At 44.7% G+C, this 26,068-nt stretch carries 23 protein-coding genes and 1 pseudogene; 9 read left to right on the top strand and 15 right to left on the bottom strand.

What is annotated here, in order from left to right; translation table 11 throughout:
* Positions 1–5 precede the first annotated feature (5 nt).
* Together NIES593_RS08860 and NIES593_RS08855 are read left to right on the top strand one after the other, a co-directional pair.
* Positions 6–341: a YbaB/EbfC family nucleoid-associated protein gene (locus NIES593_RS08860; RefSeq protein WP_073599232.1), complete on the top strand. Its 336-nt coding sequence runs from the start codon at positions 6–8 to the stop codon at positions 339–341.
* Positions 342–600: 259 nt separating this feature from the next.
* A complete protein-coding gene (locus tag NIES593_RS08855) occupies positions 601–1,857 on the top strand; it encodes a vWA domain-containing protein (RefSeq protein WP_073599231.1) in 1,257 nt (418 codons plus the stop codon).
* Between the two features lie 338 nt (positions 1,858–2,195).
* Here the strand turns inward: NIES593_RS08855 and NIES593_RS08850 are convergent, their stop codons facing one another.
* Positions 2,196–3,194 (bottom strand): PRC-barrel domain-containing protein, encoded by a 999-nt coding sequence (locus NIES593_RS08850; RefSeq protein ID WP_073599230.1) that lies wholly within the window; start codon positions 3,192–3,194, stop codon positions 2,196–2,198.
* Positions 3,195–3,693: 499 nt separating this feature from the next.
* Here NIES593_RS08850 and NIES593_RS08845 point away from each other — a divergent pair, with 499 nt between their 5' ends.
* Both NIES593_RS08845 and NIES593_RS08840 read left to right on the top strand, forming a co-directional pair.
* Positions 3,694–4,395: a pentapeptide repeat-containing protein gene (locus NIES593_RS08845; protein ID WP_073599333.1), complete on the top strand. Its 702-nt coding sequence runs from the start codon at positions 3,694–3,696 to the stop codon at positions 4,393–4,395.
* A gap of 151 nt (positions 4,396–4,546) precedes the next feature.
* Positions 4,547–5,458: an alpha/beta hydrolase gene (locus NIES593_RS08840; protein WP_073599229.1), complete on the top strand. Its 912-nt coding sequence runs from the start codon at positions 4,547–4,549 to the stop codon at positions 5,456–5,458.
* A gap of 92 nt (positions 5,459–5,550) precedes the next feature.
* Here NIES593_RS08840 and NIES593_RS23225 read toward each other — a convergent pair whose 3' ends face one another.
* The 4 genes from NIES593_RS23225 to NIES593_RS08820 all read right to left on the bottom strand — a co-directional run bounded on the left by NIES593_RS23225 (position 5,551) and on the right by NIES593_RS08820 (position 9,403).
* Complete coding sequence (locus NIES593_RS23225; RefSeq protein WP_083602394.1) at positions 5,551–5,955, bottom strand: hypothetical protein; 405 nt, start codon at positions 5,953–5,955, stop codon at positions 5,551–5,553.
* A gap of 967 nt (positions 5,956–6,922) precedes the next feature.
* Positions 6,923–7,807 carry a universal stress protein gene (locus NIES593_RS08830; protein WP_073599228.1) on the bottom strand — a complete coding sequence of 295 codons (885 nt, stop codon included), beginning with the start codon at positions 7,805–7,807 and terminating at the stop codon, positions 6,923–6,925.
* Between the two features lie 255 nt (positions 7,808–8,062).
* A complete protein-coding gene (locus NIES593_RS08825) occupies positions 8,063–8,353 on the bottom strand; it encodes a hypothetical protein (RefSeq protein WP_073599227.1) in 291 nt (96 codons plus the stop codon).
* Between the two features lie 87 nt (positions 8,354–8,440).
* Complete coding sequence (locus NIES593_RS08820; RefSeq protein ID WP_073599226.1) at positions 8,441–9,403, bottom strand: hypothetical protein; 963 nt, start codon at positions 9,401–9,403, stop codon at positions 8,441–8,443.
* Positions 9,404–9,765: 362 nt separating this feature from the next.
* Here NIES593_RS08820 and NIES593_RS08815 point away from each other — a divergent pair.
* A pseudogene (locus NIES593_RS08815) lies at positions 9,766–10,119 on the top strand (hypothetical protein); the annotation flags it as partial.
* A gap of 47 nt (positions 10,120–10,166) precedes the next feature.
* Here the strand turns inward: NIES593_RS08815 and NIES593_RS08810 are convergent.
* The 3 genes from NIES593_RS08810 to NIES593_RS08800 all read right to left on the bottom strand — a co-directional run bounded on the left by NIES593_RS08810 (position 10,167) and on the right by NIES593_RS08800 (position 12,579).
* A complete protein-coding gene (locus NIES593_RS08810) occupies positions 10,167–11,039 on the bottom strand; it encodes an aldo/keto reductase (protein ID WP_073599331.1) in 873 nt (290 codons plus the stop codon).
* A gap of 85 nt (positions 11,040–11,124) precedes the next feature.
* A complete protein-coding gene (mutY, locus tag NIES593_RS08805) occupies positions 11,125–12,222 on the bottom strand; it encodes an A/G-specific adenine glycosylase (RefSeq protein ID WP_175561084.1) in 1,098 nt (365 codons plus the stop codon).
* Between the two features lie 6 nt (positions 12,223–12,228).
* The gene (locus tag NIES593_RS08800) at positions 12,229–12,579 is read right to left on the bottom strand and encodes a DUF760 domain-containing protein (RefSeq protein ID WP_073599225.1); all 351 of its coding nucleotides are present in this window, start codon (positions 12,577–12,579) and stop codon (positions 12,229–12,231) included.
* Positions 12,580–13,003: 424 nt separating this feature from the next.
* Here NIES593_RS08800 and NIES593_RS08795 point away from each other — a divergent pair, with 424 nt between their 5' ends.
* The 4 genes from NIES593_RS08795 to NIES593_RS08780 all read left to right on the top strand — a co-directional run bounded on the left by NIES593_RS08795 (position 13,004) and on the right by NIES593_RS08780 (position 19,823).
* Positions 13,004–14,305: a D-alanyl-D-alanine carboxypeptidase gene (locus NIES593_RS08795; protein ID WP_073599224.1), complete on the top strand. Its 1,302-nt coding sequence runs from the start codon at positions 13,004–13,006 to the stop codon at positions 14,303–14,305.
* Between the two features lie 227 nt (positions 14,306–14,532).
* Positions 14,533–16,356: a BRCT domain-containing protein gene (locus tag NIES593_RS08790; protein WP_073599223.1), complete on the top strand. Its 1,824-nt coding sequence runs from the start codon at positions 14,533–14,535 to the stop codon at positions 16,354–16,356.
* Positions 16,357–16,596: 240 nt separating this feature from the next.
* Positions 16,597–17,076: a thioredoxin-dependent thiol peroxidase gene (gene bcp, locus NIES593_RS08785; protein ID WP_073599222.1), complete on the top strand. Its 480-nt coding sequence runs from the start codon at positions 16,597–16,599 to the stop codon at positions 17,074–17,076.
* Between the two features lie 203 nt (positions 17,077–17,279).
* Positions 17,280–19,823, top strand: a complete 2,544-nt coding sequence (locus NIES593_RS08780) for a glycogen/starch/alpha-glucan phosphorylase (RefSeq protein WP_073599221.1) — start codon at positions 17,280–17,282, stop codon at positions 19,821–19,823.
* A gap of 133 nt (positions 19,824–19,956) precedes the next feature.
* Here NIES593_RS08780 and dtd read toward each other — a convergent pair whose 3' ends face one another.
* From dtd to NIES593_RS08750, 7 genes are all read right to left on the bottom strand, one after another.
* Positions 19,957–20,409 (bottom strand): D-aminoacyl-tRNA deacylase, encoded by a 453-nt coding sequence (gene dtd / locus NIES593_RS08775; RefSeq protein ID WP_073599329.1) that lies wholly within the window; start codon positions 20,407–20,409, stop codon positions 19,957–19,959.
* A 116-nt stretch (positions 20,410–20,525) separates the two neighbouring features.
* Positions 20,526–21,638: a CobW family GTP-binding protein gene (locus NIES593_RS08770; RefSeq protein ID WP_073599220.1), complete on the bottom strand. Its 1,113-nt coding sequence runs from the start codon at positions 21,636–21,638 to the stop codon at positions 20,526–20,528.
* A 178-nt stretch (positions 21,639–21,816) separates the two neighbouring features.
* Complete coding sequence (locus tag NIES593_RS24025) at positions 21,817–21,954, bottom strand: hypothetical protein (protein WP_175561083.1); 138 nt, start codon at positions 21,952–21,954, stop codon at positions 21,817–21,819.
* 401 nt (positions 21,955–22,355) lie between these two features.
* The gene (locus NIES593_RS08765; RefSeq protein ID WP_073599219.1) at positions 22,356–22,862 is read right to left on the bottom strand and encodes a glycosyl-4,4'-diaponeurosporenoate acyltransferase CrtO family protein; all 507 of its coding nucleotides are present in this window, start codon (positions 22,860–22,862) and stop codon (positions 22,356–22,358) included.
* On the bottom strand, positions 22,859–23,953 hold the full coding sequence (locus tag NIES593_RS08760) for a glycosyltransferase family 2 protein (RefSeq protein WP_073599218.1): 1,095 nt from the start codon (positions 23,951–23,953) through the stop codon (positions 22,859–22,861). Before NIES593_RS08760 ends, NIES593_RS08765 begins: the two co-directional genes overlap by 4 nt.
* A gap of 107 nt (positions 23,954–24,060) precedes the next feature.
* Positions 24,061–24,603 (bottom strand): hypothetical protein, encoded by a 543-nt coding sequence (locus NIES593_RS08755; protein ID WP_083602392.1) that lies wholly within the window; start codon positions 24,601–24,603, stop codon positions 24,061–24,063.
* A 258-nt stretch (positions 24,604–24,861) separates the two neighbouring features.
* Positions 24,862–25,821 carry an orange carotenoid protein N-terminal domain-containing protein gene (locus NIES593_RS08750; RefSeq protein ID WP_073599217.1) on the bottom strand — a complete coding sequence of 320 codons (960 nt, stop codon included), beginning with the start codon at positions 25,819–25,821 and terminating at the stop codon, positions 24,862–24,864.
* Positions 25,822–26,068 lie beyond the last annotated feature (247 nt).

Below are 26,068 nucleotides of genomic sequence, written 5' to 3'. Positions count from 1 at the left end.
GAGATATGGCAAAAGGACAAGGATTTGGGTTTGGGTTAGGACAACTCAAAGAGGCTTTCCAGAAAGCCAAGCAAGTTCAAGAAGGCGCTAAAAAACTCCAAGAAGAATTGGAGCAAATGGAAATTCAGGGACAAAGCAGCGATGGTTCGGTAAAAGTTATCCTTAGTGGCAACCAAGAACCCCGTCGCGTAGAAATTTCTCCAGAAGCCGTCGCTCAAGGTGCACAAACACTGTCCGAACTCGTAACCGAGGCGATGACAGATGCTTACAATAAATCGACAGAAACGATGCGGACGCGGATGGAAGAACTGACTAGTGGTCTGAATCTTCCCGGAATGTAGAGCGATAGAGAGTTAGGGAGTCAAGTAGAGAAAGGCGCGCTCAAGTGCGGACGCAGGAAAATCCTACAGCCGCGCCCGCGCCTGCGTCATCGATCGCTGCGTCTCCCCAATCTCTTTTTCGGCTTATCTTGTGCTGAATCTTCAAAACAAGATGATATAAAATAATAAGTTTCTCTTGTGTAGCGGTTCTCGAAATAAATGAGATATAAGAGAGCAGAGCGGCGATCGCCGTTGTCGTTCAGTAAAATGCTAAAATTCTATGAAAGTTAGTATACAACCAGCGCTAAGCGACTCCCACCTAGATGCCAATCAAGCTAGAAGTCAGCGCCAATTGTCTTTGTCGATCGCCGCGATCGCCGAGGAACAGGAGCAATCGCTACCGTTAAATCTCTGTTTGGTACTCGATCATAGCGGCTCTCTGACCGGACGACCCTTAGAAACAGTCAAAGAAGCTGCCATTCGTCTCATCGAACGATTGAGTCACAAAGATCGCCTCTCGGTAGTTGCCTTCGACCATCGCGCCAAAGTCATCGTCCCCAATCAAACCGTGACGGAGCTTAGCAAAGTCAGGCATCAAATTCAACAGTTAGAACCCGCTGGAGGCACCGCGATCGACGAGGGAATGAAGCTGGGAATTATAGAAGCGACGAAAGGAAAAAACAACACAGTCTCCCAAATTCTGCTCTTGACCGATGGCGAGAACGAACACGGAGACAACCAGCGCTGCTTAAAACTCGCTCAGTTGGCATCAGAGTACAATATTACCATCAACACGCTTGGTTTTGGCACTCACTGGAATCAGGATGTCTTGGAAAAAATTGCTGATTATGCCGGAGGAACGCTCAGCTATATCGAAACTCCCGACAAAGTTCTCAGCGAGTTTAGCCGACTATTTAACCGCCTTCAATCAGTCGCCTTAACCAATGCACGCTTGTTGCTAGAACTAGCCCCCCAGGTGCGCCTCGCCGAACTCAAGCCCATCGCGCAAGTTGCCCCAGACACTGTAGAGTTAACCTCTCAAGTAGAAGGCGACTGCCATCTCATCCGCTTGGGCGATTTAATGACGGGAGATTCGCGGGTCGTGTTGGTGAATTTGTATTTGAGCCAATTGCCAACCGGAACGCAAACCATCGCTAAAGTGCAAGTGCGCTACGACGATCCGGCTACGTCCCAAGAAGGATTGCTCACCGAAAAACTGCCCGTCCAAGTAGAGGTGCAGTCTGTCTATCAACCGCAACCCGATCCCCAGGTACAAAAAGCGATTTTGATGCTCGCGAAATACCGACAAACCCAAATTGCAGAAACCAAACTCAAACAAGGCGATCGCGATGGGGCTGTCACAATGCTACAAACAGCTGCCAACACGGCCTTACAATTAGGAGACCAAGGAGCGGCAACCGTTCTCCAGACCAGCGCTACTCGCTTGCAATCGGGGCAAGACCTCTCAGAAGCGGAACGGAAGAAAACGCGGATCGTCGCTAAGACAATTTTGCAAGAGAAGACTACGCAAGCGTGAGAAAAACTCAACTAGCTAGTTCGATCTCAAGCTGATTGGTGAATCTCGCACTGTTTGAGTTTTTTCAACAAAGCAAGCAAGCGCACATCCGCTTGTGCGAGTTTGTATACCCAACAGCTTCGCTGGCGTAAGCAGTTGTCGCACAACATCGCTATCCTCCAACTGAAGTTTCCTCAAGATCTATTCTCTCGTAAAAAATCAGGTAGCCGCTCGAAATGTTGGCTGAATTTTAGGGGGTAGGCAGCAGTGACTCTGAATGAAACAGAAATAAGACATCAGGATAGTGTCTAAGTTTGTCTAACTTTATCCTATCTTGTCTAAGTTCTTAAGAGCGGAAATTAGTAGCCTGCTTCTTCTTCGTATTCGGGTTGTTTCTCTTTTTTCTTGTCGGGAATGTTAACCGGAGAAGGCTTATAAGGCTCCGGTTCCGTGTCGTCGTCCCAGACATCGCCTCGGACATCATCGTAGTCTTCGTAATCGTAATCCGGTTCGGGAGCCTTGGGTTCGTAAATGGGGGGTTGATAGCGAGCCGCAGCACGCTCTTTTCTGACTTCGCCCCAGTTGTCTTCTTCTAACTCCTCTTCGTATTCATATTCTTCCTCGTAGCGAATCGACTCGGCTTGCCGACGAGGAGGCGGAGCAGCGATAGGCTGTTCCCATTCATCTTCGTCCCAACGTTCTTCTACCACTGGCTTACGGGCTTCTACTGGCGTGCGAATGGGAATGCCGCTAGGCAGTTCGTTGCCCGGTTGAACGGTAGACGGATACATCTGTTCTTCTTCTCTTTCCCAAGGGGGTCTGCCAATGCCCAAACGTTCTAGGATTCCTACGGTTAACTGTCTGAGGCGCTCTTCTGCCCCTTCAAAAACGATCAGGCGATTGGGTCCGCTGCTGACCACTTCCTCCATAGAGAGTTCGTAGGTGCTGATGAGTTGCTCGGGAATCTGTGGAAATCCCAAAGAAGCGATCGTGATGGTAGATACTTTGCCATCCTCTAGATTGAATTGGAAGTCCCGAACGCGACCCAGGGGTTCTCCCGTTTCTGTAATTACTTCGCTATTGATCAAGGGACTGTAGGCATCGATATCGATGGCTTCGAGGACATCCTCATCCTCTACCAAAATGACATCGCCTACTTGCCGGATGCTAGAGATGTACATGTACTGAGGCATTCCAGAGAGGGCAAGAATGTTATCCCTCAGTCCCAACGCTACTACTTCTCGGCGATCGATATCGACTAATACTTCTTTAACAACTCCCAACTTTTTACCCGTGTTGCGAGCGATCACCTGAGTGTTTAAAAATTCGTTACGTAAACGGATGTTATCGGTGGTCATTTTGTCCTGTAATCGCAGCTATAGCTTCCTGTAGAAGTTTGTCTAATTTGTCTAATGATAATGTTCCAATAGTAATCGGTCGGTCTTGATTTACTGATAATAACTTAAGCTCTATGATTTAATACCTGGCAAGCAATGAAAGATAAGCTCCTTAAGTTTGTAGGATACTCAATATTTAGCTCGGACTGATATACAAGCAGATTGGTTCGCGCGAGTTAATCTTCAAAAATTGTACTAGCTAATCCGACTTGTTAATCATTTTAACTAATCGCTTGACATTTGCCCGCTCCAAAAGGGAATTATCTGTCTGCCCTGGAGAATAGAAACTGGATCTGTTCGGGCGTTTTGGTAATTTTTCTAAGATTTTTAGCGCGATCGCGTGCGGGGAAATTATTCTAGAAGAATTATCTAGAAAAACTATCGGATTAGCTAAGATAAAACCATATCTAGCTGGCAACCCAAAGTCATTCCATTGCGGTTAAGCGTTATGAGCGTGGCAATGAAAGAGTTAGAGCAATACTACAAAGTGCTGGGCTTGGAATTAGGGGCATCTCTCGAAGAGATTAACCAAGCTTACAAGGATTTAGCATTTATTTGGCATCCCGATCGCATCCCCAAAGATAATCAACGGCTGCTAGAAAAAGCCGTTGCCAAACTTCAGGAACTCAACCACGCGCGGGAGCAACTGCGGCAAATCCAAACCAAGGAAAAATCGTCTCGACAGTCCAAGTCAAAATCTCCTTCAAAGCCAGCAGCGCCTCCCCCAACGCGGGAACGTCCTCAGCCAACCCGGGAACGCCCTCAGTCAACTTATTCTCAGGCAAGAAGACCCTACTACAGCGATCTCAGCGGAGCGAACCTCAGAGGAGCCGATCTCAAAGAAAAAGACCTCTCTGGCAGAAACATGGCTGGTGCCGATCTCAGCGAAGCCGACCTCAGCGATAGCTTTTTACATAACGTTAATCTCGAAGGGTCTAATTTGTATAGAGCCAATCTATTTCGCGCTAATTTACTGCAAGCCAATCTCAAACAGGCAAATTTACGAGAAGCCAAGCTAATTGGGGCAGATCTGAGCGGAGCCGACCTGCGAGAAGCCGATCTCAGAGGCGCTAAAGTTGGTTCTGGCAATCGTATTCTGGTAAAACTGACAGGAGCTATCCTTACCGGAGCGATTTTGCCCGATGGGACGATTCATAGTTGAAGTCGGAAGTCGGGGATGATAAGGGGCGTGGGGGACTTGGGAGAAAGTTACCTAATCCCCAATCCAAAATCCGCCGTTTTCCTTGAAGCGTCTCAAGGAGCGTGCGGCGGCTTCGCCAAAATCTAAAATCCTTTCATCAAATTATTGACAAGTGGCTGAGCAATTTACCAAAGGCGGACAAGAAGGTTGGTTTCACGATCGCGGCTATTGGGGAGGATTTTTTCACACTTACGATAATTTTCAGGTGGGCAGAGAATGGGATAAGCCGCGTAAAGTTCATATTTTCTTGCCGCGAAATTATGAGATTAGCCAGGAACGCTACCCGGTCATTTACATGAACGATGGCGACACGGCTTTTTTCCCTGGGGGAGCTTACCAAAAAACCTGGAATGTGGCAGAGATACTAACGAGGCTGTATCTAAGCAATCAAATTCGTAAGGTCATCGTTGTTGCCATCTGTCCCCTCAACCGGGATTATGAATATACTCACGCTCCAGTCAAGGGAAGCGACTGGGGAGGATTGGATAATTACTCTAGCTATTTAGCGGAATCGGTCAAAGGATTTATCGATGCCAATTACAGAACCCTTGCCGATGCCGAAACGAGTTTGGTTTTAGGATCGTCCCACGGAGGGTTGGCTGCATTCTATACCGCTATTAAGCATCCCAACCGCTTTCGCTGCGTCGCTGCTTTCTCGCCTTCATTTTGGGTGGGAATAGATTCTGCGATGGATGCTTCTTTGTTCGAGTTTGCGGGTTCTTTCTTTGGGACTCTTGAGTCTTCGGCACTTCTTTTCGAGGCTTCAAAAACCCTAAACAATCCCGACAAGCGCTTAAAAATTTACCTGGACTGGGGTTTAGTACGAGAAGGAGGTTTTCACAATTCGTTTATTGAAGAGCGTGCTACGGCACGAGGTCGCGAAATGCGGGATATCTTAGTAAAAGATTTTGGGTATCGGGAAAACGAAAATCTCTTTGTTGTCGAAGATCCCACGGGAGAGCATACCGAAGAGTCTTGGTCGAGTCGGATGGAGAATGCTTTAAAAATCTTCTTTGGAATTTAGTTCGCAGCGATCGCAATTTTCTACGAAATTGCCTTGGTTTTGACCCATGACTTCTCCCAATAAAACAGCGATAAAAACGCCAGCGAGCTTTTCTAACGGCGGGGACAGTAGTCCGAACAATCTCTTGCCTCTGAAGTTAAAACCTTAGAAGGGTGAACGGCGCACTTGAGATAAAAGTTATTGTTAAAAAAATGACACTTAGTGCAGGGAACTTGCCGATCGCGTTTTGCAGTCGTTGATTGTTCGTCAAACGTTTTTAAAAACATCAATCGTTTGAGCAAGACCACGACTAACGTAATGGTAAAAACGATCGAGATGGCTAACAAGCCGCTAGAAATCAATAAGATTCCGCTATTATTAGCGCGATCGGCGCTTGGTTTTTCATTAGTCGGAATCTCAGTTTGCAGTGACTGATTTGAGTCAGCATTACCTCGATAGGCAGCTAAAAAGGTTTGTTCTTTCACCGCTGGTTGATATAAGTATTCTTCAGCATCCATATCATTTATCTCCGAGCAGAAACTCCTGAAAAGTTCAACGCTAGGCAAGCTTCGATCGAGAGGATCGTTCTCAACTGAGACTTGCACCTACGCTTCGCTCTACTCCACAAGGAAATTTATTCCCTTGCTCGGTCGCAATAGTCCTCGCCTATAGGACTAAATGATGACTAAATAAGACTTTCAGTCTATTTTAATGGACTTATTCTCTTAGCCAAGAACTTGATTTCTTGGCGAGATTTTAAGGTTTACTGGTTCTGGTTCTGATGCAAGATCTAAGTCAATCAATACTGAATCGGCAGACTCGATCGCCAGTGATTCTCCTTCGCTTGTTTCCTTTTAAAAGCATTTGAATTTTCCCCTCTTTTATTTTTAATATATAAAAATTTGCTGAAACAATATCGTCTCTCTGTCGAAAGAAAGCAGATTTCTTGCTATGGACAGAGTAAGATTGCATCTCAACTCCATTTTTTTGTTAGTAGTTCGTAAGTAATAGTTTCCCAAAAAATATTTACTAACTACTAACTATTAACTATCTATTAACGATTAACTGTTAACTTCCCGTGCAGGTCGAACTCCTGGTCGATTGACAGCCTTCAAAGCCATTAAGAGCCTGGAATATTGATGATGCGATCGCTGCTGCTACGCTGGCTCGATCGTCGTCCACTGGGTAGGACGGGTAAGCCAGTCTTTCTACATTAATTCGTTCTAATCTTCTAAGATTAGTACCAGTGCTAAGTTTTTTCTATGATAGTTTTTCTTTAAAAACCTAGCAAAAAAACTAAGAATTTTTCCTCACTCCTTAGTAATACCCTTAACTGACAAGACTGGCTTTATATTCTATCTTAAGATAGAGTTAATTTTAGGATTTCAAAACAACTGTTTTTTTTGTAAATATTTACACACCGATCGACTCACCTAGAAACGGTTAGTAAAATCAAGAAAAATTTTCTCGTTGACAACTAGGCTCTTAATTTTGCCGATCGGCAGAGAAAAATAAGACTGGAAACCAACTGCGACGTAGCAAGTCTCTCGCAAAACAGGGAACGGCTAACTCTAGCCAATCGGGTTGACGGTCAGTTGCGATCGCGATCGCGCTGATATCAAAATATAGCGCAGCATTGAGAATTTCTAGCAAAGGATTTCCCTGTCGTACCTCAGTATTGACTTCCAATCCCAGTGCTTCTAATTCAGCTTTGACGGATTCTAGTTTTTTCTGAGCTTCTTGCAGGCGGTGAGTTGTCAGTACCTTTTCGCGCAATCCATCGCTAACAACCCAAACGAGCATGCATTGTTTTAGATGCTTTTCTGGTTGTTTCTTGGCATACTCTTTGATTCGTTCGATTAAATAGCGAGCCGCTTTCCCATCATTGTAAGGAATTAACAAATAACGCCAAAGATGCCGACAGCGCAAGGATAATTCTTCGCGAGTATAAGTGGTAATTAGTTCGGGACGGAGAACGATGAGGGGTGTTGACATCAATTTCGTCAATGCCGCGCTCGTGCTGCCTAAGATTTTTTCTTCCAGCAAACTGCGAATTGGCGTGCCCACAAAAACGACATCGATTTGATGGGTTTCTACTGCTCGAAGGATTTTTTCAACCGGACGACCTAACGCAACTTCTACCTTGACTTCTACTCCTTCTGGCACGGAGGTGAGAGCGGCTGAGAGGCGTTCTTTAGCTGCTGCGATTTGCTCTTCGTCTATTCTAGAACCTCTTCCGTCTTGCCAAACCGAAATAATATGTAAAAAAACAATGCGTTTTAGACCGCTACTTGCTAAATCGGGAACAAAATCAGTCAATCGATGCAAGCCGTCGGAAAAGTCCGTGCAGATTAAACAGTGTTGAAACATAAATTAAAATTGTCGCTCGCGCCAATATTAGTATATTTGAAAACATCTACGTTCCGTAAAGTATGAGATAGAGATAGCGATCGCTGTCAGTTCTAGAACGCTTGGCTACACCTCGATCGACTCATAAATAGCAAGACTTATGTCGAACTAACCGTCGTTGATACTTTCCTTAACTAACCCTATTTCGCTAACCACGTTTGGCGTAATAAATCGATCGCTTTTTCTTTGTGTTTTGCTTCAATTTCTACTTACCTTCTATTTTTTTGCGGAAAGCTTATCGAACACATCTGTTTGTGACTTTCGATTGGCAAATCTCCAATTTGGTTTGAGAAACAGCCAGCAAACGAACAAAAAAACAGCGATCGCGATTTGCATAAGATCGATTGCAGATACATAACCATCGGCAAAAGCAGCGAGGCTTCGGTCAATCGTTCCAAATAACCAAGCAGCAATTCCTAAAAACCAAGCTAAAGTTCGGTAAATGTGAGAAAACTCTTCAGATTGTGATTTTTTTCTGAGATGCTCTGATAAGTCGCTGTTAGCCATAGTTATCTATTCCTAATAAATGCGACCCGAAAAATTTAGCTCCAACCTGCATACATCGTAACAATTCTTTACAGATCGGTTGAATGATTACTGGGCTGAGGATGGAGGCAGTTGAGCAGAGAGTTCGCTCGAACCATATAAATCGACGAATCTTTTATACAACCAGAGGGTGTTGCAATCCGAACCCTTATTCGACTTGAATAAGCGATCGATATTTCTTTGGGCTAGTTTGCGCAGATAAGGCAAATCTTCAAACAGAGTCACAATGGCAGCGATATGCAAAAGGAATTGCAATAAAGGTTTAGGCCACTTTAAGTCGGTGTAAATATCGATAAAGAACTTATGGGCGCCTTGATTGAGAGGAACGGCATTAAACAAGACAATTATATGTTTGCCGTTATAAACTGGGATGCTGAGTTCGACTGTATAGGGAGTAAGCAGGGTTAAGTTGACATCGACTAGCGGTTGTCGCCAAATTCTTAAAACATTGAATGGCGAATCCAAAACGGTTTGAAACTTAATTTTTCCTCCATTATGCGTAGACTCGAACTGACTGACTCCAACAACTTTTAAGTTATTGAGGCTGAAGCTGTGAATGGTTTCCAAATGCTTCAAATTGAGCAAATGATAGATTTGGCAGAGATAGGGAAAAGATAAAGTATACTCTTGACTAATCGCATGTTGCTCTTGCAACTGAAGCATTCGGTTAGCAACGATACCTTTGTAAACTTCAAGCCGCTCTGCATCGATATCGAGCTGATGGTTTTGCTGGTCTTCATCGGCGCTTTCCGAACTCGGTTCTGGCTTTAAATAAAGCCAAGTAACAAAGAAAAACACGATTGTCAGGATTTGTACGAATTCTAGGACAGATAAATGACCTTTGGTAAAAATAGCAAGGGCGCGATCGCAAATTGCAAACAGCCAAGCGGGAATCCCAACAAACCAAATAAGGCTTTTGACTGCATGTAGAAAAGGTGCAGTTTTACTCGTTTGCTCTTTCTGTTGTGGGATAACTTGGTAATCTTTTATCGCCACTGTTTTGTTAGACATAGGCACTCAACCCTCGCCTGTAAAGTCGTATACATTCGCATAAATTTCTTCAAGTTACTAAAAATTAAATTTAGTTGACTGAGGACATTCTTTATGCCTATAGCTAAGATAACAACCCAAAAATTTTTTTTCTTCTATCACAAGTTCAAGTTAAACTCTCTACCCAAATGATGAGGGGAACGAACGCAGCAAAGCTGAATCCATAAAGGTTTTCCCGCGCGATCGAGGAGTCCTGAGAAAGCGATCGCCATCTTTAGAGAAAACACGCTAAAATAAAGGTGAAACCCACTCCGAATCAATACTCTTCATTCAATCTAGAGCGAGCGAGAATAGAGATAAGTCAAAGAAAAATGCTTTGTTAAATGAGAATACAGCCATCGGTTCTAGTACATCTGGGCTTTGGTAAGTATGTGCGCTCAGACCAAGTAACAGCAGTTATCCCCATCGAGGAAGGTCGCGGACCGGGACGGCGTACTTTGATATACCTACAAGGACAAACCGAACCTATCGTTGCCTCTCGTGCTGAAGACTCAATCGTGCGCGACCTCGTACAAGAGCCGCGCGAGATCGTTCAGGCACGGCAGCAGCAGGAGATTCTAAGCGATTTACTCATGGATTTGCACAACGTCAATCCAACCATCCGTCGGATCGTTCGCGACGAAAGCGGTCTCGATCTCGAACGTTTAGAGCAGCGTATCCGCGAAGTAATCGAGGATGAGTTAGCCAAAGAAATCTTTCCAATCAGCTCGACTTCCAAATTCAACTATGGAGTGAGTTGGCGATCGAGACATTGTACTTCTTCCGGCGACAGTTGAACCTCGATCGCCCTTACAGAATCTTCAATGCTAGAAATTTTACTAGCACCGGGGATGGGGACGATGCAAGGAGATTTAGCGAGTAACCACGCCAATACAATCTGATAGACAGACGCACCTTTTTCTTTGGCTAGCTGGGCAATAATCGGAATATCTTGCAGGCGACTAACGCGACTACTCCCTCCCAGAGGACTCCAAGGCAAGAAAGTTAGTCCCTCGCGTTCGCAATATTCTAGCACCCCATCAAATTCAGGCTGACGGTACCAAGGATTATACTGATTTTGGACGGAGACAATCTCAACTACGTCGCGAGCGCGTTTAATCTGTTCTACCGAAAAGTTAGAAACGCCTACAAATCGAATTAACCCTGTTGCGACAGCTTCTTTGGCTGGGGCGAGTGACTCCTCAATCGTATAGTTAGGATCGGGCGCGTGGTATTGCCAAACATCGATGGGTTTTTCGCCCCCAAGCGCTTCATAACTTTGACGAATCGTCTCGCGCAGATGGTCGGGATTGCCATGGCGAGTCCAGTTGCCATTGGGACGCATTAAGCCCCCTTTAGTAGCAACAATAACATGGCTCGTATCTCCATGGTATTTTTGAAGTGCAGTAGCAATCAGGCGCTCGTTGTGGTGCTTGTCGGATTCATCTCGACAGTAGGAATCAGCCGTGTCAATCAGCGTGACTCCAAGCTCGATCGCTTTATGAATGACTTCAATTGCCACCGATTGAGGCGGACGACCGCTTAAAGACATTGGCATTCCTCCCAAACCAATGGCACTGACGGTCGTATCGGTATTGCCAAGTTTTTTGGTTTTCATGAGTGAGCTGGGTTGTTGCATTATCTTTTGCTTTCTCTCTATTTAGCCAAAAAAATTAAAGAAGGGTCGTCTATCTAGAGACAAATTAATTGTTTTGTCGTAAAGCCTCGATAATTTTGGTATTGGCTTTCGGAAAAGGAAAGCGATCGATTTCTTCTAATGTTACCCAGCGAACTTCTTCGCATTGAATTGGTTTTGGTTCGCCTCCCAGATAGCGGCAATAGTGAACGATTAGAGTCACCCGAAAATGGGTGTAAGCATGATCGATGCTGATGAGATGGTCTTCGACTTCGATATCGATGCCGATTTCTTCTAAGATTTCGCGCCGGATGCAGTCTTCGACGGTTTCATTGGGTTCGATTTTGCCGCCAGGAAATTCCCATAATCCTCCTAGCAATCCATTGGCAGGTCTGCGATCGATTAAAATCAGTCCTTCGTCATTGCGGATAACGGCGACACCAATTCGTTTATGAGGGAGGGGAGGAGAACTTTCGCGCATGGGGAGTTGAGCTTGCATGCCTTGACTATACGCCTGACAGTATGGCATCCACGGGCATCGATCGCAACTGGGACGCGATCGCGTACAAACTATTGCCCCTAAATCCATTAAAGCTTGGTTGAAATCTCTCGGATGCTGGGGATCGATTAGCGTATCCGACAACTGCCACAATTGCTCAATTGCTTTCTTCGGCGGCACGGGTAAAGCAACTAAGCGGGATAACACTCGCTTGACATTGCCATCCAAAATAGACCAAGGCTGATTAAAAGCAGCACTGAGAATGCCGCCTGCTGTAGTGCGACCGATTCCAGCTAAAGTTAAAACCTCGTCTAGCCGTTGGGGAAAGACTCCATTATAGTCTCGCACGATTTGCCCTGCTGCTTTGTGGAGATTGCGGGCGCGAGCATAGTATCCCAAGCCTTCCCAAGCTTTGAGAACGGTTTGCAGATCGGCGATCGCAAGGTCTTTAATGGTAGGAAATCGATCTAGCCACCGTTGATAGTAGGGAATGACAGTCTTAACCTGAGTTTGTTGGAGCATAATCTCCGAAACCCAGATAGCATAAGGATCGCTTTGATGGCGCCAGGGTAAATCCCGCCCCTGTCGTCCATACCACTCAAGCAGCGATCGCCTCAGTTCAGTTATCGGCGAACTAATGGCAAATGAGGAATAACGAATGACCAACTACTATTATTCCTGTTCCTGTTCTGGGAGAGAGCTGTTGAGAGCTTTAATAGACTTCTCAAGATTCATTCTTTGTTCCGCATTTCGTAGGAAATATCCACTCATCATCGCCGAGGCTAACAACCGTCCTAAGTTTTCCTTGCTAGTACTAATGGTAATGTCAAAGTTTTCTGAAGGCAGATTTCCTAACAAGCCAATAATATTGCGTTCCATCACTTGAAGAACTTCAGGAGAATCCGGTCTAGAAAGGCGAGCTATTGTTTCTGGAGTTAGAGATTGAACGTATTGCCACAATCCTTCTCCCGACTCCCTTTCGCTACCAAATAAATTTTGAGAACGATTTAATTCGTTGTTCACTGTTTGCCTCCTGTGACTTCTTCTGTAGTCTCAATCTACTGTCGAACGAGTCGATCTTTTTGGCGTTTTTATCCGTTTTGCTTTTCTTTAATGTAGCAAGACTGAAACTTGTCGGTCATTGGGTAGAACCGAACTCTAAACGTGTCGTTTTCCCTCCTAAAGATAAAGAGACAAAGAGAAGTCGGAGGAGACGGGGAGACTGGGAGAGTTGGGGACAAAAAGACAAGGGGGAGTTGGGAGAAAACTAACCACTAACTAATAACCACTAACAATTCCCAATCCCCAATCCAAAATCCTTTCATCCAAAATCCAAAATCAAACAATCCCCAACCATCAGTTCCCAAAAAATTCTCTGTACCTCGGACGTAAATTACGAAATAATTAAGTTAAAAAATCAGCCAATTCTTGGGAAAGGAGTCGAGGAATGCTGGAAACCATCGGTTTCGCACTAGGCGGTTTGCTGATGGACATACTAGGACAAAAATCTGCAACGAGTATGACAGCAACAGCATTATCAGTAGCGGTAGCTTGGCAAGAAGCAAAGGTTTTTGACATTCCTACTCAGCCAGATCCCATGGTAGAGACAATCGTTGAAGATTATTTAAAAAGGTTAGTCTCTCTAGGCTACTCTAGAGATCGACAGGGAGTTTGGATACAGTCGGAATGGGCAGAATTAGCAAAGCACCAAGATAGCATCCCTGCATCGGCAGCGTCTCTGACCAAAATTGCTACGACGATCGCGGCGTTAGAAACTTGGGATCTCAACCATCGATTTGAAACTCGTATTTATCAAACGGGCGTTATTCATAATGGAATTTTAGAAGGGGATTTGCTCGTTGAGGGAGGTGGCGATCCGTTGTTTGTCTGGGAGGAAGCGATCGCGATCGGCAATGCACTCAACGAACTCGGAATTCGACAAATCAAAGGTAATTTAATTGTTACGAGCAATTTTAAAATGAATTTTCAGTCCGATCCTCGAAAATCGGGCAAACTCTTTAAACAGGGATTGGATTCTCGTCGTTGGTCGTCTGAGGTGCAAAAGCAATATCAAACTCTGCCTCAAGGAACGTCGCGTCCTCAAATCGAGATCGCGGGTACAATCCAAGTTCAACCAAGCATCCCCGACACGGCTCAATTACTCCTGCGCCACCAGTCTCTAACCCTAACCCAACTCCTCAAACAGATGAATATCTACAGCAATAACGTCATGGCAGAAATGTTAGGGGAATCTGTTGGCGGCGCAGCAGTCGTCTCTAAGATAGCCGCTAGAGCAGCTAATGTCTCTGCTGAGGAGATTCGCCTGATTAACGCGTCTGGGTTGGGAGTCGATAACCGGCTTTCTCCCCGTGCCGCCGGTAAAATGTTAATCGCCCTCGATCGCAAATTAGATTCTCAACCGAGAAGTGTATCGGATTTATTCCCACTCAGCGGGCGCGATCGCCACGGCACAATGCAGTGGCGTGCTATTCCCTCTGGCGTTGTTATTAAAACTGGCACTCTCGCGCAAGTCAGCGCTTTAGCCGGCGTAATTCCTACCAAAGAACGCGGTTTAGTCTGGTTTGCCATTATCAATCATGGCAACAACATTGAAAGATTGCGAGCAGAACAAGACCGATTATTACAAAATTTATCCCGACATTGGCAAATCATCCCCGCTACAACTACGATTGGCACTGATAATGCTTATTTAGGCGATCCCAGTCGCAATCTAAAAGATGAAGGATGAGAGCGAACGATCGTTTCACAGTCAATTTCAAGAAGCTCGATCGCACAAAAATAAAACCAATCTCAATCTTATAAACCATCGTATTAAGATTTAATACTCAGCAACAATCTGCGCCTTTTTCTCCTGATATAACTAGAAAATAGAGTCAGTTGGATTGGCATCTCAAACCGAGATAAATCTCTGCAAAAAATTGCCAGTCACTTGCTTGCCGAACCGGAGGATTGACTATGACCAACGAATTCGTTTATGGAATTGCAGGATCGACTGCTTTATTAGGTTTATTAATTGGAGGAGCAATAACTTACCTACAACTCCGTAGGAGTCAAAGCAAGCAAGCGGCAGAATTTTTGTCTAAACAAAAAGAATTAGAGCAAGAAAAAGAGAAAATCTTAGAAAATCTCACTCAAGCGGAAGATTCTAAACAATCTCTTGGCGAACAAAATGCCCAACTGCAAAATAAGATTAGCCAGCTAGAAGAGAATACCAGTCAGTTACAACGGGCGATCGCGACTTTAGAAAAAACTAAAAGTAGCGTCGAAGCAGAGTTAAAACGCGATCGAGAAAAAGCTAACGATCTACAACGACAGTTAGGCGATCTCGAACGAGAAGCCGAACGTGCAGCAGTTGCTCTCAAACAAAAAACAGAAAAAGTCGCCGATCTAGAAAAACAAATTGAGAACCTAAGAAAGGAAAAAGAACGTACAGAAATAAGTTTAAAACAGGAAACAGAAAAAGCTAAGTCTCTGCAACAAAAATTGCAAAAAACTAATCAAGAAAAACAGCAGATTCAAGAAGAATTACAAAATCAAATTGATTCTTTGCAAAAACAAATTAACAACCTGATAAAAGACAAAGAAGATGTAGAGATAAAGCTTAAGGAAGAAACAGAAAAAGTAACCTTACTCCAACAGCAATTGCAGCAGTTAAATCAAGAAAATCAAAAATATCAGGAAGAATTTCAGCTTCAAATTAGTACAAGTCAAAAACAAAATTATGAACTATCTAAAGCAAAAGAAAAACTCGAATTAGCTTTGAAAAAGGAAACAGAAAAAGCAACTTCTCTAGAAAACCAACTACAACAAATAACCCAAGAAAAACAGCAAACTCAAGAAAGTTTACAGGTTCAGATCGACGACCTTCAAAAACAAAATTCTGACCTAGCTAAAGAAAGAGAAGGAATCGAAGCAGCTTTGAAAGAAGAAACAGAACAGGTTGCTTTGCTAAAGAAACAATTGCAGCAATCAAACCAGGAGAATCAAAAAGCTCAAGAGAGATTGCAAGAACAAATTACTAATCTCTCTCAAGAAACAGAAAAAGTAGAAGTTACCTTAAAACAAGAAACAGAAAAAGTTGACTCTCTAGAAAAAGAATTACGTCAGCTAACTCAAGAAACTCAAAAAGCTGAAAAAGCTCGAGAAGAAGCTAATAAACAAATTGCGTCGCTACAAAAACAGATCGAAGAACTAAAACAAGAAAAAGCAACTTTACTGGAACAACAACAAGCCAAAGATGAATGGCAAAAGCAAGTCGGTCAACTTCAAAAAGAAATAGCTAGCCTCAAACAAGAAAAAGAACGAGTAGAAAGTGCCTTAAAGCAAGAAACCGAGAAAGCAGAAGACCTGCAAAAACAGTTAAAGCAACTCGTTCAAGAAAACTCGTTAAAGGAAGCTGAAAAAACCACTCAAATAGTTACACCGCAACAGCCTACCCATCCTCCAAAACAAGAAGAAGAAATAAAATCGGAACTCCAACAAATTTCCTCACCAGAAGCAGAAAAGAAAACGACGGAAACTCAAAAGAAACAAAAACCACTAGAGGGGAAAAAAGTTGTTATACTGGGAACTTTAACCCAAGTCAATCGCGATGAAGCTAGAACTCTGATTCAAAATGCAGGTGGAAGCGTTATGAGTTCCCCTAGTGCCAAAACCAACTATATTATAGTAGGCAAAGCACCAGGAGAAAAACTCAAAAAAGCACAAAAATTAGGAATTCCTCAACTTTCGGAGTCGCAATTTCTAGAGTTACTCAAAACCTCTCAAGAATCTGCCTAAGTAATTAGGGATAAATATAGAGCTATTTCATTCTCGAAAGAAAGCCAGAGAATAAATTCTCTGTCTAATCTCTTAAGTCCTATAAGACGGACTTAAATTTTGAGCCAACTCGTGCTACAGATGCGCCTAACGGCGGCGCAGAGTCGCTCGTCAAATTTATTTCTTGGTTAACTGCAATCAGAATGGAATAATCCTAGGATAAATATTTATATCCTGAATCGATCTACTTCCGACTTATCAATGAACGATCTTCTTCAAAGCGGGCAAAAAGCACCAGATTTTTCTGCCAAAGACCAAAATGGCAATTTAGTAACTTTAGGCGATTTTTCTTCTCAATGGCTGGTGCTTTATTTTTATCCAAAAGATAATACGCCAGGTTGTACGACGCAAGCACAAGACTTTACTGCTTTTTCGTCGGAATTCAGCGATCTAGGCGCTAAAATTCTTGGCGCGAGTCCCGATTCAGAAACTTCCCACTGTAAATTTATCGAAAAACATAATTTATCAATTCAACTGTTAAGCGATCGCGACCATAAAATCGCCCAAGCTTATGGTGCATGGGGATTGAAGAAATTTATGGGCAAAGAATACATGGGCATTATTCGCTCGACTTTCCTAATTAATCCCGAAGACGCGATCGCGCATGCTTGGTACAATGTACGTGCCAAAGGTCATGCTCAAGTCGTTTTGAAGAAATTAAAAGAGTTAAGGAGCCTCTGAAACGGTTTTCCTGTCTTTCCTAGAACAGCAATCTTTTGCCTGCAAAAACCTGGGGAAAGCAACACTAACTCAGGCGACAAACAATTCGATCTAAAAAAAGGGTAAAGGATAAACGGCAAACCGACCCTTTATCGTTTATGCTTGCGATTATATTCTAATCTTTATTAAGATGGCGCACGAGAAACGTTTGAGAACTAATGACTATGGAAAAAACTGACATTTTAGAGACGGATAGCGTATCGGTTAATCCTGTAGAGGCGATCAAAATTCAGGTAGAAGACGATCGCACCGGGATGAGCCTGGAGACTCTCAAACGGGCTTTTCTCGACAATCTTTTTTATCTACAAGGAATCGGTCAGACTGAAGCAACACTCTACGATTATTATGTCGCACTTGCTTATACAGTGCGAGACAGGCTCTTGCACCGCTTTCTGAAAACATTAGAAACTTACAAGAAAAACCAGTCTAAATTGGTTTGCTATCTCTCGGCAGAGTTTTTGATGGGTCGTCACCTGGGTAACAATCTGATCAATCTGGGAATCTATGACAAAGTGCGCCAGACGATGGAAGATTTGGGGATCGAACTCGATGAAATACTCGAACAAGAACCCGACCCCGGCTTGGGTAATGGCGGGTTAGGAAGACTGGCAGCGTGTTTTTTGGATTCTCTTGCCTCTTTAGAAATTCCTGCGATTGGCTATGGCATTCGCTATGAATTCGGCATCTTTCACCAGAAGATTCAAGATGGCTGGCAAGTCGAAGTCCCCGATAACTGGCTGCGTTTCGGTAACCCCTGGGAAATTGCCCGTCCCGACGATACCGTTGAGATAATGTTGGGCGGACATACCGAGTTTTTTCACGACGAACGAGGATATGCTAAGGTAGTTTGGATTCCCGATCGCACCATTATCGCCATTCCCCACGATACCCCCGTACCGGGATACAATACCAATACCGTCAATCCCCTGCGCTTGTGGAAAGCTGAGGCAAGCCAAGACTTCGACTTCGATGCATTTAATGCCGGACATTACGATCGCGCCGTGGCAGAGAAAATAGACGCGGAGACAATCTCGAAAGTTCTCTATCCCAACGATAATACCCCAGCCGGACGAGAACTTCGCTTGGCACAGCAGTATTTCTTTGTCTCGGCTTCGTTACAGGATCTGGTTCGCCGCCACTTGCAAAGCAATCGGAGTTTGGACAATTTCCACGAGAAATTTTCCATCCAACTCAACGATACTCACCCAGCCGTCGCGATCGCAGAATTCATGCGACTCCTAGTCGATAAATATGGCTACTATTGGGATACGGCTTGGAAAATCACCCAAAAAACCTTTGCCTACACCAACCATACTCTCATGCCAGAAGCCCTAGAGCGCTGGTCGGTGAGTCTGTTTGCCAAACTCCTCCCCAGACACCTAGAAATCATCTACGAAATCAACCATCGTTTTCTCGAAGACGTGCGAACCTGGTTCCCCGGCGACGACGAACTGGTCAGTCGCCTCTCTCTGATTGAGGAAGGATACCACAAGCAGATTCGCATGGCTCATTTAGCCTGCGTGGGCAGCCATGCTATCAATGGCGTTGCCGCACTGCATACGGAACTTCTTAAAAAAGATACCCTCAAAGATTTTGCCAAACTCTGGCCCGAAAAGTTTTATAACAAAACAAACGGCGTTACCCCCCGTCGTTGGATCTTGCTCAGCAACCCTAGGTTGGCTAAGCTGATTGCCGAGAAAATCGACAATGGCTGGCTCAAAAATCTCGACGAACTCAGAAAGCTAGAGAAGTTCGCAGACGATCCTGACTTTTGTCGGCGCTGGCGAGAAATTAAGCAGGAAAACAAGCGCGATCTGGCTGCTTATATCCTCAAGCACAGAGGTATCGAGGTAGATGTCAATTCGCTCTTTGACGTACAAGTCAAGCGCATCCACGAGTATAAGCGCCAACATTTAGCCGTGCTGCACGTGATTAGCCTCTACAACCACATCAAACAAAATCCCAATATCGATATCCTGCCTCGGACGTTTATTTTTGGCGGCAAGGCAGCGCCGGGCTATTTTATGGCAAAGTTGATTATCAAGCTGATCAACTCGGTCGCCGAAGTCGTCAACAAAGATCCAGACGTGCGAGGTCGTCTCAAGGTGGTCTTCTTGCCAAACTTTAGCGTTTCTCTGGGGCAGCGAATTTATCCAGCGGCAGATTTGTCCGAGCAAATTTCTACGGCAGGCAAGGAAGCGTCGGGTACTGGCAACATGAAATTTGCTATGAACGGCGCTCTGACGATTGGGACGCTCGATGGCGCTAATATCGAGATCCGCCAAGAGGCGGGACCTGAGAATTTCTTCCTCTTTGGTTTGACAGCCGAACAAGTGTATGCGCTCAAATCTGACGGGTATAACCCGATGCATTACTACGAAAATAACGCCGATCTCAAAGCCGTCATCGATCGCATTGCTAATGGCTATTTTAGTCACGGCGATCGCGAACTGTTCAAACCGATCGTAGACTCGCTGCTCTACGAAGACCAGTACATGCTCCTAGCCGACTATCAAGCTTATATCGACTGTCAGGAGCAAGTGAGCCAAGCTTACCGCGATCGAGAAAATTGGACGCGGATGTCTATTCTCAATGCAGCACGCATGGGCAAGTTTTCTAGCGATCGCACCATTTGGGAATATTGCAAGGAAATTTGGGACGTAAAACCCGTTCGGATCGTTCTCGAACCCTATCATCAACCTGTGTAAGGAGAAGAGAAGAGGCGCGATCGCTAAAACTCGTAGGGGCAGGTTTGAAAACCTGCCCCTGCCAATTGTGGGCATTCATCCAGTAGTGCGAGCGTTACGTGTATTCAATTCTCTGCCTACCCACTTATAACTTTCAAGAGGCTTCTCGCTCTAATAACAACGTCACGGGACCGTCATTTTCGATGCTAACCTGCATCATTGCACCAAACTTCCCCGTTTCCACTCGCAAGCCGCTGGTTCTTAATTTAGAGACGAATTGCTCGTATAAGGCTTCTGCTTGTTGCCCAGAAGCCGAATTGCTAAAAGACGGACGACGACCTTTGCGACAATCTCCATAAAGGGTAAACTGACTTATTACCAGGAGTTCGCCCTCGATCTCTCGTACCGATTTTTCCCAGCGATCGCCGTTTTTGCCGTCTGGAAACAATCTCAACTCCAGGCATTTGCGTGCCATCCAGTCGAGTTCGGCCTCTGTATCGGTGGGGGCAATCCCAACCAATAGGTTTAATCCCCGTCCGATCTGGCCGACAATCTCTCCATTGACCGTAACTTGAGACGATTTAACTCGCTGGATGACAACGCGCATATGAAAGGATAAAGGAAAAAGCAAAAAGGCAAAAATGTTTCTTTAAGGCTTATGCAAACTTTTAATTGCTGGTAAAACCTCGAATATTATACTTTTGCCTTTTACCTTTTAACTTTTTAATTTTTCCCAAACCCTTTACCGCGACTGGTAGAAGGCGTACAGAGACAATTTTCGATTTGCTCGCGTAATTTCTCGTAGTCTAGATTTTGACCGATGAGGACTAACTGATTTTTCGGTTGTCCTTTCCAATCGTCGTCTTCAAGGGTGAATCGCTCGCCGCTTAAATGGAAAATGTGACGCTTGGGACTTTCCTCAAACCAGAGAATTCCTTTGGCGCGGAAAACGTTTTCTGGCAATTGATTGTCTAAGAAATACTGGAACTTCCGAATTGCCAAGGGTTTGTCGCTCTCAAACGACAAAGAAGTAAAGCCATCATTTTCCAGGTGATTGGAGTGATGATGATGGTGTTCGTGGTTGTGATCGTGGTCATGACTGCAATCGTGATGGTCGCGGTCGTGATGGTGCTCGTGCTTAGCTTCTGACGGATTAAAGTACTTATCTGACTCAAATAGTCCAACGCTAAGAATGAGAGGTAAAGGAACTTTTGCTTTTTGCGTGCGCAGAATTCTCGCACCCTTATGTTTGTGCACCTCTTTGACGATATCTCTAATTCTTACTTCTAGAGCATCTACGTCAGCTTCGTCCACTAGGTCGGTTTTGTTGAGAACAATGACATCCCCGTAGGCAATTTGGCTGTAGGCAGCTTGGCTATTGAACAAGTCAAGACTGAAATTCGCGCAGTCTACCATAGTAATGATAGAATCCAATCGCGTCATCTCTCGCAATTCCGTTCCCAAAAAGGTTAGGGCGACGGGCAGAGGATCGGCTAAACCCGTTGTTTCTACGACCAAATAATCTATTTTCTCTGGACGTTCTAGAACTTTGTAGACTGCTTGTACTAAATCTTCGTTGATGGTGCAGCATACACAACCGTTGTTGAGTGCCACCATATTGTCTTCGGTGGAGACGATCAGTTCGTTATCGATGCCAATTTCGCCAAATTCATTGACGAGAACTGCGGTCTTGAGTCCTTGCTCGTTGGTCAGAATATGGTTGAGAAGGGTTGTTTTGCCACTCCCTAAGAAGCCGGTAATGATAGTTACGGGTAAGCCATGTTTCGGGGCGTCCATGACCTTAGAGGTACCTGGCTGATTATCGACTGTTTGCATAATAGTCCCACTTGGAAAACGTCAAAATCGAGTAAGCTTTTCTGAAACTAGAGAAGGGTTGTAGATTGGTTGGCCTTCCTTTCCCTATTATTGCTCATCCCTCGCGATCGCTTAGAGCGAATCTTGAATTCTTGGGTTACAAACTTCGCACAAAGAGCGATCTCTCTAAGCTCGATTCCTAAAAACGCTTAATTTCTGGGAACTTTATTCTTGTAGTTCTAATACCAATTTTCAGGTTTTCGCGATCGACATTCTTCTCCCCTCTCTCTATTTGGGAGAGGGGTTGGGGGTGAGGGCGATCGACTATCTGTGTCATTAATGAATGAAAAATGATATTATCTATTCAATAATAGTTTCGTTCAAGCTCTTGGTGTAGCTGCATTAGTATATTTAACTTTTCAGTTTCTCGGTTGAGGTACTGAATCAATTCTTAATATTTTAGAAAGCTTTTCTCGTTGATATAAATTTTTGGGAATTAAATGGGCAGAAGAAGCAGCGATCGCTTTTAGTCTTCTTTTCTTATTAATTTTAGCAGTAACAAGTAGTAAGAAATATTAATAATCGATCCAAAGTAAAGTTATCAAATTTCCGATAACTCTAAATTGAATTTAAAATTGAATTTAGAGCTGATTCCTGATTTCTTAACTGATAACCGATTGAAATGATAGCTTTATTTGCGCCGCGTCCCACGTCTCACTAGGGAGAAAACCATACACTCTAGCATATAGTTGTTCTCTGTCCTTTCAATTCAAGCAGATGCTGAAGCCGAAGCCGATTATAACGCTGCACCCACAAACAAGGCAAGTTGAAAGTAGTTCCCACAACGAGATTTACCAGCACTCCCCAGCCAGGAGTCCAGAGCATGGTCACTAACCAGAACAGCCAGATGGCGACGTGAACGTATTCCGCTCGACGGGTTTCAGCCAAGAAACGGGACATTACGGTACAGTCCCCACCGCTAATGGAGCTTTTGCGAAATCCCCCTGGGAAGAAATCTCCTGCTTCTGGCAATCGATCCTTCCAGCATTTAATCCGCAGTACTCGCTCATACCAGTGAAGCTCTTCCCCCCAGGGTCGCGGTCGGGTTAGGCAGGTATCTGTTTCTAAAAGTTTTAGGGGAAGGCGATGGGCTACAAAACCTATCAAAAATGACCAGGCTACCCAACCGCCTACACATAGTGCGACGATGTCCCCATCCGGTAGCTGTAGTATGGGTACAATCATTCACCTTGCCATCGGGTGCTTATTATTCTTCCCTTCCATTCGATTTGACCGCGTTCGAGATTCACAATTGCCAGCACGAACACCGCAATGAAGAAGACAACCGCAATGGGAAAGAAAAAGGCAATCAATCTGAATGAACCCACTGGTCTGACGATTATAGCTAACTGGATGGCGAAGGCAAGATAAAGTAGTACGTTATATAGCAAAGAAGAATTCCCGACAATCGGCCAACCGAATAGGGATGCGGGCAGACACCAAGCTGCCCAGAACAATCCTGAAATCCAGAGTACAACTGCCAGCATCCGCGCCCAAGAGACTTGCCCAGCTGCGGTGGCAAAGTTTTTGTTGAAACCAACAATCAGGTCGCGCAGCCCGCCGGGGTACATCCGATAGTTCAGTTGACCATACCCCATATAGGCGCTCGCCGGTAGTCCTGCCCTTTCATAAACATGAGCCATGCACCAGTCCTCTACGACATATCCTGCCACAGCATCGTGACCGCCCACCCGTTCGTAGTCATTTTTGCTAGTAGCCATAGCCGGGCCAAAAGCTACACCTCCTCTTGCTCCAAGTTTGATGGCCATCAAGCCGACGAGATTGAACAAAACTGCTAACTGTTCGTAGAGGTGTTCGGTACGGTGATAGGGCTGAACCGAGACGAGACCTCCTAAGTGTTGAACAGTCGCCACTAGCCTGCGGAGCAGATCCTTTCCTGGCTCAGTATCGGCATCGAGAAATACGAGAATGTCGCCGGATGAGGCAGTATACCCAGTTTTGAGGGCCCAGTTTTTTCCTGTCCAACCCGTGGGCAAAGGGGGAGTCTGCACTAATTTCACCCCTGCTTGTTTGGCGATCTGGGCAGTTGCATCGACGGACTGGTCATCAATTACAATGATTTCGTAGGGCTTGAACGTCTGCTGCTCTAATGCAGTTAGCAGGTGGGGAAGGGTTCTCTCTTCATTCCTAGCTGGAATCAAAACCGAGACCTTAGGGGAGCCGACGACTGAAAGCTCTGGAAGTCGTGGCAACCGCCACATCAAGCCCCAACCGATGAGCCAGCGCACTACCAGTGTTATGGACATTAGATCCATAATGATTCAACCTTTCCTTCCGTTTAGAGCATGACTTTTATTATCTAATATTATCTACGGTCGAATCAGTCACCGATCTAGCTCTAGCTCCATAGTCTATCCCTTTCCTAGCATGACTGATTTTTCTGCGTTTGCTCCAGATACTTCTGCACATTCTGTCCCATTCGCACCAGATTCGGTTCAATCTTTTTGGATAGAAGCTCTTCGACTAGGTTAACCAACTGACCGAGCAAGAAGGGAGGGATGCCCTGAATTGCGCTGAGGTCAATCCTCACTTCGGCTCGGCTTTCGACTAATGTATAATTGCCTCGATCTAGAAAGCGGTTCTTGCCAGCGCAGAACACCGCCTCTCGGTAGGCATGGGTTTCAATCCGCCAGTCTACAGTAAATTCATTGTTGTCCCAGACATCGTATTCTGTCCAAGCGAACAGTTTTTCACTCAAAAGTGTCCGAGCGGCGGCTGGGATGTCTCCACCCCCATGCCACTCCAGTACCAGTCGCACTTGTCGCTCTGTTTCCTGACGAGACTTGAGCTGTAGCGATCGCACATTGGGCAGATACGGGCCTAACTCCACGAGCTTGTCCCGATAGGTGGAATAAACCAAGGGTCGAGAAAAAGACACCTGTGAATCAACTGAAATTTCGATCATCTTTGGGTTCTAATGGTATGCTCTACAGAACCGACTCAGTCGCATTGTAGTCGATCGCTGTTCGCCCTATCAAAGAATCGCCAGATTGAAAAAAGCTAGAACCATAAAATGGAGCAGTCTGATAAAGACTGCAACTATCAAAAATATTTGATTGAATTCAATCTTCTATATTTTTAGGCTTTAGAGCATGATTTAAGCTACTCGATATCGCGAGGAGCTTAAATCACAAAGCTCCTCACTCATCACTCTCACGTTCTTCTACCGAACAAGACCTAAATTTAGTAGCTCCTCAGCAGAAGCCAGCACGTCAATTGCTAAAAAGAAAATCTTGCCTTCAGGATTGAGTAAAAACCGCCAAGCAACGTTAATGACGACACTACCACCAAACCAGGGAGTTTGTACTTTTCCTGTCACTTTAACTTGGGTGAACCCTCCTTCTGCTGGTTCGGATATCCCTCGCTCAGGCATCAGCTTGAGTCCGTAGCAGTTATCCCGCATATAGGCGAGGATGTTCTCATGACCCACAATCGGTTCTTCGAAAGGAGGTTGCAGGGCACCATCTTCCGTAAATAAAGCTACTGCTGCCTTGAAATCAAAGGCGTTCATATTTTCCATGTAGCTTAGGACTGTAGAGTTGTCGATGCCTTCAATTGTGACCTTCTTTCGAGGTGCAAGTTCTTTAGGTGGAACCACAGGTTCTTTAACTTTTGGAGTACCCTCAGTTGGAGCATACCCCATCTTGGAGACAATCTCCTGCAAGACAGTAAGTTGCTGACCCCCTTCCAGTTGGCGGATGGCTTGGAGAACCTCTGATGCTTTTGCAGACAATTTATAGCGTTCTGGAATGGGAGCAACAATTCCCTGTTTCATCCACTCGCTTAACTGATACCAAAAGCCCAACTTAACATTCGTGCCGAAAGACGAATAGGTACGGCAGATGGGAGTGTCAGCATGGTTAACCAGATCGCACATCACTTGCGTTTGCTCGCCAGCAGGCATCTGTTTGATTTGAGTCAGAGTGTTTTCGGCAAAGACCATGTTGACTGCCGACATAGCTGCGGGAGTGATGGTAACTCCCATCTCGGTATAGGCAAACCAAAGTAAAGCTAACTGATCCTCAGCACTGAGTTGATTGAATGATTCAATCGTAGCCGGAACCGCATCAGCTACTTGAGTGTCAGGGAAAATGGTTCTAGCTGAGTCGATGGTATATGACATGTGAGAAGTCTCCAAAAATTGATTGGGCTATTTAGTTAATTAGAGCTTGAAAAAGTTAATTAAAATTTGACTATAAGATTAGGCAACAAATGTGAGGAACTTGTGAGAAATTACCATTTCCTCAATCCTAACTTCAGGGAGTACTAATTCGTGAAGATTTTATTCATCCAGATAAGCTCCCTTCAACTTAGCTCCTTCTAACTTAGTCTCTCTGAGGAAATTAAGTTAAAAAGCTGGCATTTTTTAA

This window comes from Hydrococcus rivularis NIES-593 (genome assembly GCF_001904635.1).
GTDB classification, from domain to species: Bacteria; Cyanobacteriota; Cyanobacteriia; order Cyanobacteriales; family Microcystaceae; genus Hydrococcus; species Hydrococcus rivularis.
This window is presented reverse-complemented; position numbering and strand designations above follow the sequence as displayed.